This is a genomic window from Streptomyces sp. NPDC005808, assembly GCF_042871385.1.
In the GTDB taxonomy this organism is placed as follows: Bacteria; Actinomycetota; Actinomycetes; order Streptomycetales; family Streptomycetaceae; genus Streptomyces.
The window spans coordinates 160,075-173,630 of the sequence record NZ_JBIAIK010000014.1 but is presented as its reverse complement, the minus strand read 5'-3'; the positions used below and the strand labels follow the sequence as shown (position 1 = coordinate 173,630).

Annotated in this window: 11 protein-coding genes; 7 read left to right on the top strand and 4 right to left on the bottom strand. The window is 68.4% G+C overall.

What is annotated here, in order from left to right:
• Positions 1–14: 14 nt before the first annotated feature.
• Positions 15–1,658, bottom strand: coding sequence for a GMC oxidoreductase (locus ACFYPC_RS28045; RefSeq protein WP_388681594.1), 1,644 nt, complete (start codon positions 1,656–1,658; stop codon positions 15–17).
• Between the two features lie 347 nt (positions 1,659–2,005).
• On the opposite strand from ACFYPC_RS28045, the gene ACFYPC_RS28040 reads away from it, so the two are divergent.
• Positions 2,006–2,455 carry a DUF1931 family protein gene (locus tag ACFYPC_RS28040; protein WP_388681592.1) on the top strand — a complete coding sequence of 150 codons (450 nt, stop codon included), beginning with the start codon at positions 2,006–2,008 and terminating at the stop codon, positions 2,453–2,455.
• A gap of 126 nt (positions 2,456–2,581) precedes the next feature.
• On the opposite strand, the gene ACFYPC_RS28035 is transcribed toward ACFYPC_RS28040, so the two are convergent.
• Positions 2,582–2,974 (bottom strand): DUF2267 domain-containing protein, encoded by a 393-nt coding sequence (locus ACFYPC_RS28035; protein ID WP_388681589.1) that lies wholly within the window; start codon positions 2,972–2,974, stop codon positions 2,582–2,584.
• A gap of 29 nt (positions 2,975–3,003) precedes the next feature.
• Complete coding sequence (locus tag ACFYPC_RS28030; RefSeq protein ID WP_388681791.1) at positions 3,004–3,192, bottom strand: hypothetical protein; 189 nt, start codon at positions 3,190–3,192, stop codon at positions 3,004–3,006.
• Between the two features lie 388 nt (positions 3,193–3,580).
• Here ACFYPC_RS28030 and ACFYPC_RS28025 point away from each other — a divergent pair, with 388 nt between their 5' ends.
• Positions 3,581–5,341, top strand: a complete 1,761-nt coding sequence (locus ACFYPC_RS28025) for a PucR family transcriptional regulator (RefSeq protein WP_388681587.1) — start codon at positions 3,581–3,583, stop codon at positions 5,339–5,341.
• Between the two features lie 176 nt (positions 5,342–5,517).
• Here the strand turns inward: ACFYPC_RS28025 and ACFYPC_RS28020 are convergent, their stop codons facing one another.
• Positions 5,518–6,051 (bottom strand): GNAT family N-acetyltransferase, encoded by a 534-nt coding sequence (locus ACFYPC_RS28020; RefSeq protein ID WP_388681585.1) that lies wholly within the window; start codon positions 6,049–6,051, stop codon positions 5,518–5,520.
• 191 nt (positions 6,052–6,242) lie between these two features.
• Between ACFYPC_RS28020 and ACFYPC_RS28015 the strand changes: the two genes are divergently transcribed.
• The 5 genes from ACFYPC_RS28015 to pknB all read left to right on the top strand — a co-directional run bounded on the left by ACFYPC_RS28015 (position 6,243) and on the right by pknB (position 13,471).
• Positions 6,243–7,388 (top strand): VOC family protein, encoded by a 1,146-nt coding sequence (locus ACFYPC_RS28015; protein WP_388681583.1) that lies wholly within the window; start codon positions 6,243–6,245, stop codon positions 7,386–7,388.
• A gap of 28 nt (positions 7,389–7,416) precedes the next feature.
• A complete protein-coding gene (locus ACFYPC_RS28010) occupies positions 7,417–8,403 on the top strand; it encodes a fumarylacetoacetate hydrolase family protein (RefSeq protein WP_388681581.1) in 987 nt (328 codons plus the stop codon).
• Positions 8,400–10,373, top strand: a complete 1,974-nt coding sequence (locus ACFYPC_RS28005; protein WP_388681579.1) for an acetoacetate--CoA ligase — start codon at positions 8,400–8,402, stop codon at positions 10,371–10,373. The genes ACFYPC_RS28010 and ACFYPC_RS28005 overlap by 4 nt, the downstream gene beginning before the upstream one ends.
• Before the next feature lie 227 nt (positions 10,374–10,600).
• On the top strand, positions 10,601–11,248 hold the full coding sequence (locus tag ACFYPC_RS28000) for a TetR family transcriptional regulator (protein WP_388681577.1): 648 nt from the start codon (positions 10,601–10,603) through the stop codon (positions 11,246–11,248).
• Positions 11,249–11,443: 195 nt separating this feature from the next.
• Entirely contained in the window at positions 11,444–13,471 is a 2,028-nt protein-coding gene (gene pknB, locus ACFYPC_RS27995) for a Stk1 family PASTA domain-containing Ser/Thr kinase (RefSeq protein WP_388681574.1), read from the top strand.
• Positions 13,472–13,556: the final 85 nt, after the last annotated feature.

The window sequence follows — 13,556 nt, the reverse complement described above, 5'->3', positions numbered from 1 at the left end:
CGCAGGCGCCGCCGTCACAGGTCGGTGGCGATGATCTTCTCGATGTTCCGTTCGGCGAGCGCGGTGATGGTGACGAACGGATTCACGCTGGTGTTGCCCGGAATGAGCGAACCGTCGATGACGTAGAGGCCCGAATAGCCATGCAGACGCCCGTAGTTGTCGGTGGCCTTGTTGAGGACCGCGCCGCCGAGCGGGTGGTAGGTCAGGTGATCGCCCCAGATCTTGTAGACGCCGAAGAGGTCGGTGCGGTAGATCGTCCCTTCCTTCGCATTGATCTTGTCGAAGATTGATTTCGCCATGTCGATGGACGGCTGCTTCCAGGCGGTCTGCCAGTTGAGTTCGGCCTTGCCTGTCGCGGCGTTCCAGGTGAACTGGGCGCGGTTCGGGTTCTTGGTGATCGACAGATAGAACGAGGCGTACGTCTCGATTCCGGTGGGCAGTGGTGCGATCTCGGCGAACGCGCCACCGGCGGTCCAGTTGTCGATGCCGCCGCACGGGATGCTCGCCTGGAGGGAACCGGTCGGGTCCCACAGGTGGTTGGCGCGACCGCACATGACGTTCCCGTTGTCGCCCCAGCCCTTGCCGATCTCGGAGTTGAGGCCGGGCAGCGCGCCGGTGGCCTTCAGCTTGACGAGCAGCTTGCTGGTGCCGACGCTGCCGGCCGCGAAGAAGACGCGGTCCGCCGTCACTGTCTTGGTGGTCGTGGTGTCGCCGTTGCTGTTGATCTGGTCGATGAGGACCGTGTAGCCGCCGCCGGATGCCGGGGCGACCGAAGTGACCTTGTGGAGCGGCGAGATGGTGACCCTGCCGGTGGCCGCGGCCTGGGCGAGGTAGGTCTTCTGCAGTGACTTCTTGCCGTAGTTGTTGCCGTAGAGGATCTCGCCCGCCATCGCCGACTTGGGGACCGTTCCGGCTGCCTCCTGCTTCATGTAGTCCCAGTCGTACACGTCGGGGACGAAGACGAACGGGAACCCGGACCGCTGGGCGTGCTTGCGGCCGACCCGTGCGTACTGGTACCCCGGCGTGGTGTCGAACCAGGCCGGGTCGATGGTGCCGACCCCGAGTGCGGAGTTGGCCCGCGGGTAGTAAGTGCCGTACATCTCATCGGCGTTCACCGAAGGGAGTACGGCGGCGAAGTTCTCGCGCTTGGGCGTGACGGCCATGCCGCCGTTGACCAGGGAACCGCCGCCGACACCGCGCCCCTGGTAGACGATGATGCCGCCCATCTCCTCGGCGTCCAGGATCCCGGTGTAGCGGGGGACGTCCTTGTCGATCGGGAAGCCGAGGAAGTTGCTCAGGGGCTGTTTGGTCCTGGTGCGGAGCCAGTAGGACCGGTAGTCCGGGGTGGTGGTGTTGGCGAAGATCTTGCCGTCCGTGCCGGGGGTGTCCCAGGCCATGCCCATCTCGATCATGTGGACGTCGACGCCTGCCTGGGCGAGACGCAGGGCGGCGACGGCGCCGCCGTACCCGGTGCCGATGACCAGGGCGGCGACATGGGCGCCGGGGGCGATCGGACCGGCCGCCGCGACCGCCTGCTCCTTGGCCGACGCGACGTGAGCCGAGAGAGTTACGGCCCCAAGAATAGAACCTGTTCCAGTGATGAAACTGCGGCGGGAGACGCCTCTGGTGGGCTGGTCGTGGATGGTAGTGTCGTTCATGTGACACTCCTCACTCTTGACGAGTGAGAACACGTTCTACTGTTGCGAGCGTGTTAAGTCACTACATACCTATAGGTAACTTGCGTCCGATTTCTGGACGGAGGGTGGCTCCCGGCCGGGGGAGCCTCTACGTGAGGCCGCTCCGCGTCGCGGTGGTACCCCTGCTGTTGATCCGCACGCTCGTCCGACTCCGCAGGCAATTGGACGCCTGGGCCTGGCAGAGCAACGCAGGGAAGGTAATTGGGCCCGGCATGCGCATGCGTTCGCGCGCTCCCGTCGGCAAGGCTGACTGGGAAGCCAAAGAGTGCCGGGAGCCACCCCGGCGCCCGCAGCCGGAGGTTGCCGTCATGACCGTGATGTCCATCGCCAGGTTCGAAAGGTTCTTCCGCGCGGCAGCGGGGCTGGACGTCGACAAGAACGATCTCAAGCGCTACAGCGACTTCGTCGACGCCAGGCTCTACGATCTGCTGACCGTCGCCCAGGCCACTGCCAAGGCCAACGGGCGCGACATCATCCGGACCTGTGACCTGCCGATCACCAAAGGCCTGCAGGAGAGCATCCACCACTTCCGGAAGATCGACCAGGATGTAGAACTCAAGCCGATCCTGGAACAGCTCGCCACCCATCCCGCTCTGGACCGCGTGCCCGACGAGGAGACCGAGGCGGCCTACCCGGACATCATCGGCGGGCTCAGCCTGGCCCTTGCCCAGAGCTTCAAGATCCTCCACCCCGACCTGAAGAACCCCCGGACCCAGCACTGGGACGAGGCCCGAGCCGTCTTCGACCTCCTGCTCTGAGGGGCGTTCCCGGCCAGGCGGTTCTGAGTCCGTCGGAGCGCCGCGGCCACGTCGAACTCGTCGCGGGGCGGGTGGCAACGCCCGACGCGCGCTGGGTGCTTCACGGGCTCAGCTCGCCTTCACGGCTCAGTCCGCGAGGTCGGCCTTGCCGAACAGGACCGCGTAACTTGAGGGGAGTTGGCTGATGATCTGGTTCAGTTCTCCGCCGGTGACAGCGTCGGCAACGGTGGTCAGGACCGCGCTGGCATCCCACTGCGCCGTACGCGGCCGGGCATGGGTGCGCTCGGCGACCCGGCGGTAGAACTCTTCGATCCCGAAGCTCCGCGCCTGTTGCGGCGTGGCACGGTTCAGAACCTGTCCCAGTGGGCCGGGCAGCTGGGACGCGAGGTCCTTGACCTCTCCCGGGCTGATCCGTTGGGCCAGTACTTCCAGCACGGCGTTGGTGACGTCCGCGGCTTCGTCCTGGTCGTTGTATTCGCCCAGCTCTCGTACACGGGCGAGGAATCCGTCGTACTTCATCGCTGCCTCCTTCTGCCCCGGTCACCTGGTCATGGGGGTCGCCCGGTGTGCTGGGTCGACGGCCGTGCTGCGCTACGCGCGGCACCCTTCGCCACGATCTCGCCGGGTTGACGCTCGTGGTGGGGTCCTTGCCGGCGTACGACCGTGGACTCGCCGCCCTCTCCGACGGCGATCACCGAGCTCGTGGTGCCCAGGTCGATGCCTTCAGCCTCGGCCACGAGGAACTCCTTCCGCGACGGGCGGCCCCGTTCGCCTCGGAGTCACGCCCGGTCCCTCCGTACTTGCTCAGCGGACGGCTGGACCGCTCCGCGGTGGCTGCCGGCTGTGCTGCACGAAGCTCACCGAGGCGAAGTGCCCGCGGCCACGCTGTGCCACGGCACTGGTACACCGGCGATCCCTGACAAGCCCAGAGTGGCAAGAGCGCCGCGCGCTCCGCCTGCACCCGACAGGTCGGAAATCGGCGCAGTCGGTCGGTCCACGAGAACAAGGCGTATATGCGGACAAGTCGCTCGGTCTTGCCTACGCTGGGTACTCAGGACTCGTCCAGGCGTGGATCCCACGACTCGCTGGATCGCCTCCGATGACCGGAGCAGAACGGAGTGATCTATGGTCTGCCGTCCGTCACAGAGGCTGTCCACCGATGTCTCCGACCAGGAACCGACCAGCCGCCCCGGCAACACCGCGGCCACCGACCGGCACGACCCCCGTCCGCTCGCGGCGCTGGACCCGCACGGGCTGCTGGTGCTGTCCCACACCCTGTTCGGCTGCGCGGAACAGAGTGAGATCGTGCGGTTGGCCATGCGGCACGTCAGTGCCCTCGGTCCCTATCGCGCCGAGGCCGGATACCTCGCGACGGTCGACGGTTTGTCCCGCGTCTCCGGCCACGACGCGGGAGCGCCAACGGTCGACGACGAACGGATGACGGAGCTGGGCGAGGCTGACGGCTCCGTATCCCTTCCAGAGCGGTCCTGGAACTGGGCGTTCGGCCTACGCGGGGCCGGGGGTCTGCTCGGTTACATCGTGGTCTCCTCCCACTCCGGGCCCGATGAGCGGGGGCACTTCCTCCTCTCGACCCTCGTGAGGCTCACATCGGCGGCCCTGTCGCTGACGGTCACGCGTCCGGCGCACCACGACGGCGCCGGTGACCTGAGCCGTCTCCGTACCGAACGGGACACCGCGCTGCGGCAGCTGGACACCTTGCACTCCGAACTGCACCTGCAGCAGACCGTGCACGAGACCCTCGCCCGTGTCGCTGCCCGGGGCGGCGGCGAGGATGCCATCACCCAAGCGCTGTACGAACTCACCGGGCTGCCGGCGCTCATCGAGGACCGGTTCGGCAACCTGAGGTCCTGGGCCGGTCCCGACCGGCCCGACCTCCATCCGGTCCGGTCCTCGACCTACCAGGAGGAGATGCTGCGGCAGGTCGCGCGCGAGGCGGGCCCGGTCAGAGTCAAGGACCGGCTGATCGCCCTGGCCCGCCCGCGCGGCGAAGTCCTCGGCGTCCTCGTCATCGAGGACCCCGAGGTGACGGCCGACGAGCACACCATGTTCGCCCTGGACCACGCCCAGCGGTCGCTCGCCCAGGAGCTCATGCATATGCGCGAACTCACCGAGGTCGAACTGCGGCTGCGCCGCCAGCTGATCGACGACCTGTTGGAGGGCACTGACGAGACGAGCGCCTACGCCCGGGCCGAAGCTGTAGGACATGACCTGCAACGTACGCACTACGTCGTCGTAATGCACTGGCCGGGCAACGCCGCAGACGGCTCCTACACCCGTGCCGTGGAGCAAGCGACGGCCACCACGACGACCCGTCCGCTGATCACCCGTCGCGGCGACCGGGTGGTCCTGCTGACCGAAGCGAGGCCCGACGACGATGCCGTGCACGCGGCGCTCGCCCATGAGCTGGGGACGCCCGACGGGGCGATCGGGGTGAGCACCCGCTGCGAATCCCCGGACGGCATCCCCCGCTGCTATCAGGAGGCACTGCGGGCCCTGGAGGTGCGGCAGAACTCCCGCCAGCGCAGCGGGACGACGTTCTTCGACGAGCTCGGGCTGTACCGGATCCTGGGGCCCGGCAACGATCTGCGGGAACTCGAAGGCTTCGTGCATGAGTGGCTCGGCCGGCTGATCGACTACGACGCAGGGCACGACACGGAGTTGGTGGAGACGCTCTCACGCTACTTCGACAGCGGAGGCAACTACGACGATGCGGCCGCCGCGCTGACGGTGCACCGCAGCACCCTGCGCTACCGGCTGCAGCGCATCCGTGAGATCAGCGACCGCGACCTGGCGGATGTGGACACCCGGCTCAATCTGCAGGTGGCAACACGCGTCTGGAAGATCATCTTGAGCGGGAGGCGCTGACCGCGGATACCCGTCCGCCAGGGCCGGGGCTGGTGCGCCACGAAGGGCGGGTCATCGCCCGGCAGGCCAGGGCTGCATTCACGGGCGTCCTGCGCCCGTGGGTGGGGAACACCTCCCCGGACGCAGGCCCGGCCCGCCTTCACAAGGGGCCGTCCCGGGGCTGTACGCCGCCGGGATCAGCCTTCGAACTCGGTGAGATCGATGGCGTGAACGTGCAGCGGATAGCCGTACACCGGGTGGGTCGTCTCGCGTTCCTGCACCATGCCGAGCTTGGTGATGATGTTCTCGGATGCGTCGTTGCCCATCCGGTTGATGGCGATGACACGGTCGAGGCCGCGGTCCTGAAGGGCGAACTCCAGCGTGGCATGGGCGGCTTCGGAAGCGTATCCCTGGCCCCAGAACTGGGAGCCGAGACGCCAGCTGATCGCCACGGCGGGCAGCACCTCCGGCAAGAACTCGGGCACGGACAGACCGACGAAGCCGGCCACTTCGCCGGAGGCGAGCAGCTCGACCGCGAAGATCCCGAATCCCTCCTCGTCCCACTCCTCCTCCCACCGCTCGATCTCCGCGGCGGAGTACTCCGGGTCGCGCACCGAGCCGTCGTCGATCCAGTGCATGACCTGGGAGTCCGCGTTGATGTCCGCCATGGGCGTGAGGTCGTCGGCGTACCAGCGGCGGAGGAGGAGGCGGGGGGTGTGGATCTCGGTCATGGCGCCCATCCTGCCTCATCCGAAGGCTCGGTCGGTCCCGGGAGCGGCCCTGCGTCGAGTCCGGCCAGGGAGACGACTGCAAGTAGATAGCAGTCTTGATAAATGCATCATTCACTGCGGTAGGCATCTTGACGAGGAGTCCGTCACAGTTGATGATTTCATCACTGCAATGACGCGGCTCGGAGGGCACCATGTCTGAAACCCATGTCGACGGTGCTGATGTCAGGACGGCCCACCAGGACCTCCACAGCGAGCAGGGCGCCCTGCGCGGTGAGCATCCGGGCAGATCCCGGAATCCCGTGATCAAGGTGGCGGACCTGGCCTGGCTGGAGTTCGAGAAGCCCGACCTGGACCGGGCCGAGGTCTTCGCCCGCGACTTCGGCTTCCAGATCGCCGGGCGCACCGAGAACGAGCTGTGGCTGCGGGGCACCTTCGCAGGCTCGCCCTGCATGGTGATCCGGCGCGGGCGTACGTCCCGTTTCATCGGCCCGGCGTTCCGTGCCGCCGAGCGGGCCGACCTGGACCGGCTCGCCCGGGCGACGGGGACGGACGTACGGGACGCGGACGTCCCCGGTGGTGGCAAGGTGGTCGGCCTGCTCGACCCGTCCGGTTTCCCGGTACGGGTCGTGCACTGCGCCGAACCGCTCCCCGAGCTACCGGAGCAGCGGCCGCTGCTGCTCAACTTCGGTACGGAACACCGTCGTACGAACGCAACCCAGCGCCCGCCGCGAGAACCGTCCCGCATCCAGCGGCTCGGCCATGTGGTGCTGGAGACACGGGTGTTCGCCCGGGCCCTGGACTGGTATCTGGATACCCTCGGAATGATCGTGTCCGACTTCCTGTTCCTGGACGGGCAGCGCGGATGTGGCCCGTCCATGGCGTTCATACGCTGCGATCAGGGCGCCCTGGCCGTCGACCACCACACCCTGGCCATGCACCTCGGGCCGGGCAACGCCTATGTGCACTCCGCCTATCAGGTGGCCGACCTCGACTCGATCGCGGCCGGCGGCGAGTACCTGAACGAGCGCGGCTACAAGCGCAGTTGGGGCATCGGGCGGCACGTCCTGGGCAGTCAGCTCTTCGACTACTGGCGCGACCCGGACCGCTTCATACTGGAGCACTTCGCCGACGGCGACCTGTTCTCCTGTGACCTCGAACCCGGCTGGGCGCCCATGTCGACGAGCGGGCTGGCTCAGTGGGGCCCTCCCGCCACCAGTGACTTCATCGGCGCCAGCCCCTCCCCGCAGCGGGTCCGCGACGTCCTCGAAGCCCTGCGCGGCGACAACGAGATCGACCCGGCGCGTCTGCTGGGTCTGCTCAAGGCCGCCAAATCCTGACCCCCACCCCTCTGATGAAGGCAAAGACATGAGTACCAACGTCCTGCGCACCGCCGACGGCTGGTGGGCCGTCCGCGACGGCCGCGCCGTCCTCGTCGACACCAAAGCCGTCACCACAGCCGAACTGATCGCCGACCGTGCCGCCGTGCGAGAGGCAGCCACTTCAGGCGAAGCGGGCACGCCGGTCGCCGACTTGGTGGCGCTCAGCCCGGTGACCACCCCTTGTCGAGTGGTCGCCCAGATGATCAACTACCGCAGCCACGCCCGCGATTCGGGCTTCACCGGTGACATCCCGCCCGCCTTCTTCCGCAAGGCGTCCGGCTCGGTCAGCGGCCCGCGCGAGAGCATCGTCCGGCCCGGCCATGTGAATTTCCTCGACTACGAGATCGAGCTCGGCCTCGTCATGGGCGCGCCGCTGCCGGTGGGCACGGTGGTGGCGGAGGGGGACCTGCCGTCGTACGTCGCCGGACTCGTGATCACCAACGACGTCAGCGCCCGTGACGTACAGCTGACCAAGACGCAGTTCTACGAGAGCAAGTCGTACCCGACCTTCACACCGACCGGTCCCTATCTGGCGCTCCTCGATCCGGAGGACTTCGCCCGTTTCCTCGATCTGCGGCTGAAGTTGTCGGTCAACGGTGAGCTGCGCCAGGACCGCACCCTCGCCGACATGATCGTCCGCCCGGCGCAGGCCCTCACCCTGCTCGCCCGCTTCCAGACCCTGGACCCCGGCGACCTGCTCCTGACCGGCACCCCCGGTGGGACCGCTCTCAAGGCCCCGCCGAAGCCGCTCGAGAAGATCGGCGCGCTGCTGCCACCCGCCGTGAAGTGGAAGGCGTTCTTCAAGAGCCAGGCCAGGAACCCGCGTTACCTGCACACGGGCGACGTGATCACGGCGACCATCGCGACCCCGGACGGCCGGATCGACCTCGGCGAGCAGCGCACACCCGTCGCACACGCGAATGAGCCGCACATGAGGGCCGAGCACAATAGTTCGAGGAGCGCCGCACGATGACCAGCCCGTACCCGGAACCCTTCACGACACCCGATCCGCAGGCCGTCGCCGACAGCCGCATCGTGGACTTCGCCCGCCATGTCGGCCTGGACGGCACCGACTACGCCGCCCTGCACCGTTGGTCCGTCACCGATCTGACGGGCTTCTGGGGTGCGGTGTGGGAGTACTTCGACATAGACGCGGACACCCCGTACGAACAGGTGCTGGCCGAGGAGACCATGCCCGGCGCCCGCTGGTTCCCGGGTGCAACCCTCAACTACGTTCACCACGCTCTGCGCAACCTGTCCTCCGACGGTCCGGCGATCCTCGCCCTGGACGAGACCGGCAGCAGCTACGAGGTGACCGGAGAACAGCTCCGTGCCCAGGTCGCCTCCGTCGCGGCAACCCTGCGCGAACTGGGCGTGGGGATGGGCGACCGGGTGGTGGGTTACCTGCCCAACACCCCGCACGCGATCGTCGCGTTCCTTGCTGCCGCGAGCCTGGGTGCCGTGTGGTCGGTGTGCGGACAGGACTACGCGCCTCAGGCGGCCGCCGACCGGTTCGGCCAGCTCGAACCCACCGTGCTGGTCGCCGCCGACGGCTACCTCTTCAACGGCACCACCCATGACCGCCGCGACGCCGCTCTCGAACTCGCCGCCGCGCTCCCGGCGTTGAAGGCGACGCTGCTGGTGGACCACGTGGGCCTGTCGTGGCCGTCGAGGGCGTACCCGTCGCTGGTGGTCCCGTGGGAGGACGCCTCCACCCGCACCGAGCAACTCGCCTGCACGCCGGTGCCGTTCGACCACCCTCTGTGGGTCGTGTTCTCCTCCGGCACGACCGGTCTGCCCAAGGGCATCGTGCACGGCCATGGCGGCGTGCTGGTGGAGCATCTGAAGTCCCTGGGGCTGCACTCCGACCTGGGTCCCGGAGACCGCCTCCTGTGGTACACCACCACCAACTGGATGCTGTGGAACATGGTCGCCTCGACGCTGCTGACCGGGGCCACGACATGCACGTACGACGGCAGCCCGGCGCCGTTCGCCAAGCTCGACATCCTGTGGGAGCTGGCGGCGCGCCACCGGGTCACCGCGTTCGGCACCAGCCCTCAGTACCTGCTGGGCATGGCCAAGTTCGGTATCGATCCGTCGGGACACGATCTGTCGTCCGTCCGCGTGGTGGGCTGTACCGGCTCCGCGCTGCCCGCCTCCGCCTACCCATGGGTCCGCGACCACGTGGGCGAGGACGTGCTGCTGGGCTCGGTCTGCGGTGGCACGGACGTGGTGGCCGGCTTCGCCGGCAGCGCGCCCAACACACCCATCTGGGCGGGGGAGTTGTCGGCGCCGCACCTGGGGGTTTCCCTGGCGGCCTTCGACGACGAGGGCTTCCCGGTCGTGGACCAGGTCGGCGAGCTGGTCGTGACCCGGCCCATGCCGTCGATGCCGTTGTACTTCTGGAACGACGCCGACGGCCGCCGCTACCACGACGCCTACTTCTCGACGTATCCCGGCGTGTGGCGACACGGAGACTGGATCACGGTCACCGGACACGGCTCGGTGATCGTGCACGGCCGTTCGGACTCCACCCTGAACCGCAACGGCGTACGGCTCGGCAGCGCCGACATCCACGACGTCGTCGAACGGCTTCCGGAGATCACGGAGGCGCTGGTGATCGGCGCGGAGGAGCCGGACGGCGGCTACTGGATGCCGCTCTTCGTCGTCCTCGCCGCCGAGGCGACCCTCGACGACACCCTCCGGGAGAAGATCCGCGGCGCCATCCGCAGCGGAGCCTCCCCGCGCCATGTCCCCGACGAGATCCTCGAGGTGCCGGGCATCCCGCACACCCGCACCGGCAAGAAGCTGGAGGTCCCGATCAAGCGCCTGCTTCAGGGCGCCCCGGTGGACCAGGTCGTCAATCGGGATGCCGTGGACGAGCCCACCCTCATCGACTACTTCGCTCGGCTGGGCGCCGAACGCCGGGACCGGTCCGTGTGACAGCCGCACAGATCGCCCTCGCCGTCGTCGCACGAGGGAGGTTCCAGGCGGCCGGCCCTCGGATCGGCCACGGGTGACCCGCTCCACTCGTCCAGGGATCGCGTACGACTCCCGTGGCGCTGCCGCGGGAGCCGTCGGCGTCCGCTCGGATCGGCCACGGATCGAGCCGGGCGTACGTGACAAAATGAAGGGCCCGTTCTTTGTCCTGCCTTCATCGAGGTTCTTCCGTGTCCCAGCCCGTCGGCCGCGTGCCGCAGCGACGCAACGCACGGTCCAACCGGGCGCGGATCCTGGCCACCGCGCGCCAGGAACTCGGGCGGAACCCCGACACCACCCTTGAGGAGCTGGCCCGCGCCTCCGGTGTTGTCAGGCGCACTCTTTTCGGGCACTTCCCCGGACGGGCGGCGCTCCTGGAGGCGCTGGCCGAGGAGGCCGCCGAGGCGGTCCAGGCCGCCGTGGCGGTCGGAGAGACGGTGACGGAGCCGGCCGAGCGGGCACTCGCGCACTTCTGCTTGTCGGTCTGGCCGGTCGGCGACCGGTACCGGATGCTGCTGGCGCTTGCCCAGCGGGACCTGGGCAGGGAGCGTGTTGCCGACATCCTTGAGCCCGCCCGAGTCAAGGTCACGGCCATCGTGGAGCGGGGGCAGCGGGACGGCGTCTTCCCTTCCCATCTGCCACCCGCCGTACTGAGTGCCGCTCTGGAGGCGATGACGGTCGCGCTGCTGACGGAGGTCAACACCGGGGCGCTGGAGGACGACGGCACACGCACGGCCGTCGCCACGCTCATCGCGGCCGGTGTGCCGGAGAAGCAGGCGCGCTTCGTGGTCGATGCTGTGGTCGATGAGGCGGCCGCCAAGGCCGCGAGGAGCCTGTAGCCGACGGCTGAGCCGCGGCGTGGCCGGCGACAAAACGGTTCGAACGGACCCCGGCGCGAAGGTGCCTGGCTCTTCCCGAATCTGACAGCTTCTTTAATTACCCTCTGCTGTGCAATTATCTGCTCGTGCTCCGGTGGCTTGGCGGGTCGGCCCTCTGTCGATCCCTGCTCAGACCCCGACTTCCCCGATCCCGTAGTGGAGAAGCCAGTGAACTTCGGCGGACCAGACGACCTGACCTTCTCCCCTCCGGTGCCGACGGCCGTCATCGGGGGCCGCTACGAGCTGCGCCTGCTGCTCGGCTCCGGGGGCATGGCCGAAGTACATCTCGCGCACGACGCCCGACTCGACCGACTCGTCGCCGTGAAGACCCCGCGCGCCGATCTCGCCCACGACGCGGTGTTCCAGGAACGGTTCCGCCGGGAGGCCATGTCGACGGCATCCCTCAACCACCCCGCAATCGCTGCGGTGTACGACACGGGCGAGGACGCCTCCATGTCGTACGGCGGTGCATGGGCGGGCGCCGGTTTCCCTCTGCCGTATCTCGTGATGGAGTACGTCGACGGGACGACCCTGCGTGAAGCCCTCTACTCGGGACCGCAGTTGACCCTCGAACGGGCCCTGGACCTGACGGCCGGCGTCCTGCGGGCCCTCGACCACTCCCACCAGCAGGGCATCGTGCACCGGGACATCAAACCCGCCAACGTCATGGTGACGCAGGCCGGTCAGGTCAAGGTCATGGACTTCGGGATCGCCCGCGACGCGCGGGACGTCGGCATGACACAGACGTCCGTAGTCATCGGCACCGCGCAGTACCTCTCGCCGGAACAGGCGCTCGGGCAGGACATCGACGCACGGTCCGACCTGTACTCGGTGGGCTGTCTGCTGTACGAACTGCTCACCTTCCGCACGCCGTTCACCGGTGACTCGCCGATGGCGGTGATGTACCAGCACATCCAGGAGGCTCCGAGTCCGCCGAGCCTCTACAACCCCGAGATCGGTCCGGCCGTGGACGCGATCGTCCTGCGCGCCCTTCAGAAGGAGCCCTGGTACCGCTACCAGTCCGCCGGGGAGATGATCGCCGACATCGAGGCGCTGCTGAGTACGGGTTCGAGTACGGGAACGGCGGCGGGTGCTGCGCCCCGGACGGAGTGGACCGGCGATTCGTACGACGGCGGTGGCTCGTACGACGGCGGTGACTCCTACGACCGCGACGGCTCGGGTGGTGACGAGGAGGAGGCCGGCCGCCGCCGGGGGAGCGTGGCGCTCGTCGTGGCCGGCGTCGCCGTCCTTGTCGCGACGCTCCTTGTCGGCTGGCTCATTTTCGGGCGGGGCGGAGCCGACGACGGCAAGGTGGCCGTGCCGGCGCTGGTCGGCATGACGGTCGACGAGGCTCGGAGCGCGGCGGACAACGTCGGCCTCACGCTCACCGTGGCGAAGCGGGAGTCCTGCGCCGACCAGCCCACGGACCACGTCTGCACGCAGAGCCCGACGGACGGCGAACTCGACAAGGGGGAGGCCGTGTCGGTGACTGTCTCCACCGGGGCGCCGAAGGTGGAGGTGCCGGATGTCGTCGACAAGAACGAGGACGACGCGGCCGGCATCCTGGACGACGAGGGTTTCAAGGTGAAGCTCGTGCACGTCGAGTCCAAGGAGGATCCCGGTACCGTCCTCGAGCAGGATCCCGCGGGTGGCGACCAGGTCGAGAAGGGCACCGAGATCACCCTCACGGTGGCCAAGGAAGCCGAGAAATCCACCGTCCCGGACCTCACCGGAAAAACGGCGAGCGAGGCCCGGGAACTGCTGGCCGAACAGGACCTGAAGCTGGGTGACACGACCGAGGTCGACAACGGTGCCGAGGCGGGCACTGTCGTCGGACAGAGCGTCCCCTCCGGCGAGGAGGTCGACCCGGGCTCCACTGTCGACATCCAGGTCGCCAAAACCGTGGAGACCGTGCAGATCCCCACCGACATCATCGGCAGAACCCTCGCCGAGGTCCAGAACGAACTGGGCGGGCTCGGGCTCCAGGTCAGCGTCGTCTCCGGGTACTCCCAGGCGTCCGACGCCGTGGTGACGTCGAGTTCCCCGCAGGCGGGAAGCGAGGTCGAGGCCGGCAGCACCGTGATCGTCGTCACCGAGGACACGAGTGACGAGTCGTCGGACGACGAGACACCGGCCGACGACACGGCGACGGCGGCGACTTCACCGACGGACGGCGCTCAGTAGAACCTCACCAATGCCGGACGTCACCGAGCCCTCAAACGGACCGTGTGCGGTTGAGGGCTCGGGTGTGCGACGACGGCGTTGGTCC

Coding starts and splice junctions, on each gene's coding strand:
- ACFYPC_RS28045 (WP_388681594.1), bottom strand. CDS start 1,658: ATGAACGACACTACCATCCACGACCAGCCCACCAGAGGCGTCTCCCGC.
- ACFYPC_RS28040 (WP_388681592.1), top strand. CDS start 2,006: ATGACCGTGATGTCCATCGCCAGGTTCGAAAGGTTCTTCCGCGCGGCA.
- ACFYPC_RS28035 (WP_388681589.1), bottom strand. CDS start 2,974: ATGAAGTACGACGGATTCCTCGCCCGTGTACGAGAGCTGGGCGAATAC.
- ACFYPC_RS28025 (WP_388681587.1), top strand. CDS start 3,581: ATGGTCTGCCGTCCGTCACAGAGGCTGTCCACCGATGTCTCCGACCAG.
- ACFYPC_RS28020 (WP_388681585.1), bottom strand. CDS start 6,051: ATGACCGAGATCCACACCCCCCGCCTCCTCCTCCGCCGCTGGTACGCC.
- ACFYPC_RS28015 (WP_388681583.1), top strand. CDS start 6,243: ATGTCTGAAACCCATGTCGACGGTGCTGATGTCAGGACGGCCCACCAG.
- ACFYPC_RS28010 (WP_388681581.1), top strand. CDS start 7,417: ATGAGTACCAACGTCCTGCGCACCGCCGACGGCTGGTGGGCCGTCCGC.
- ACFYPC_RS28005 (WP_388681579.1), top strand. CDS start 8,400: ATGACCAGCCCGTACCCGGAACCCTTCACGACACCCGATCCGCAGGCC.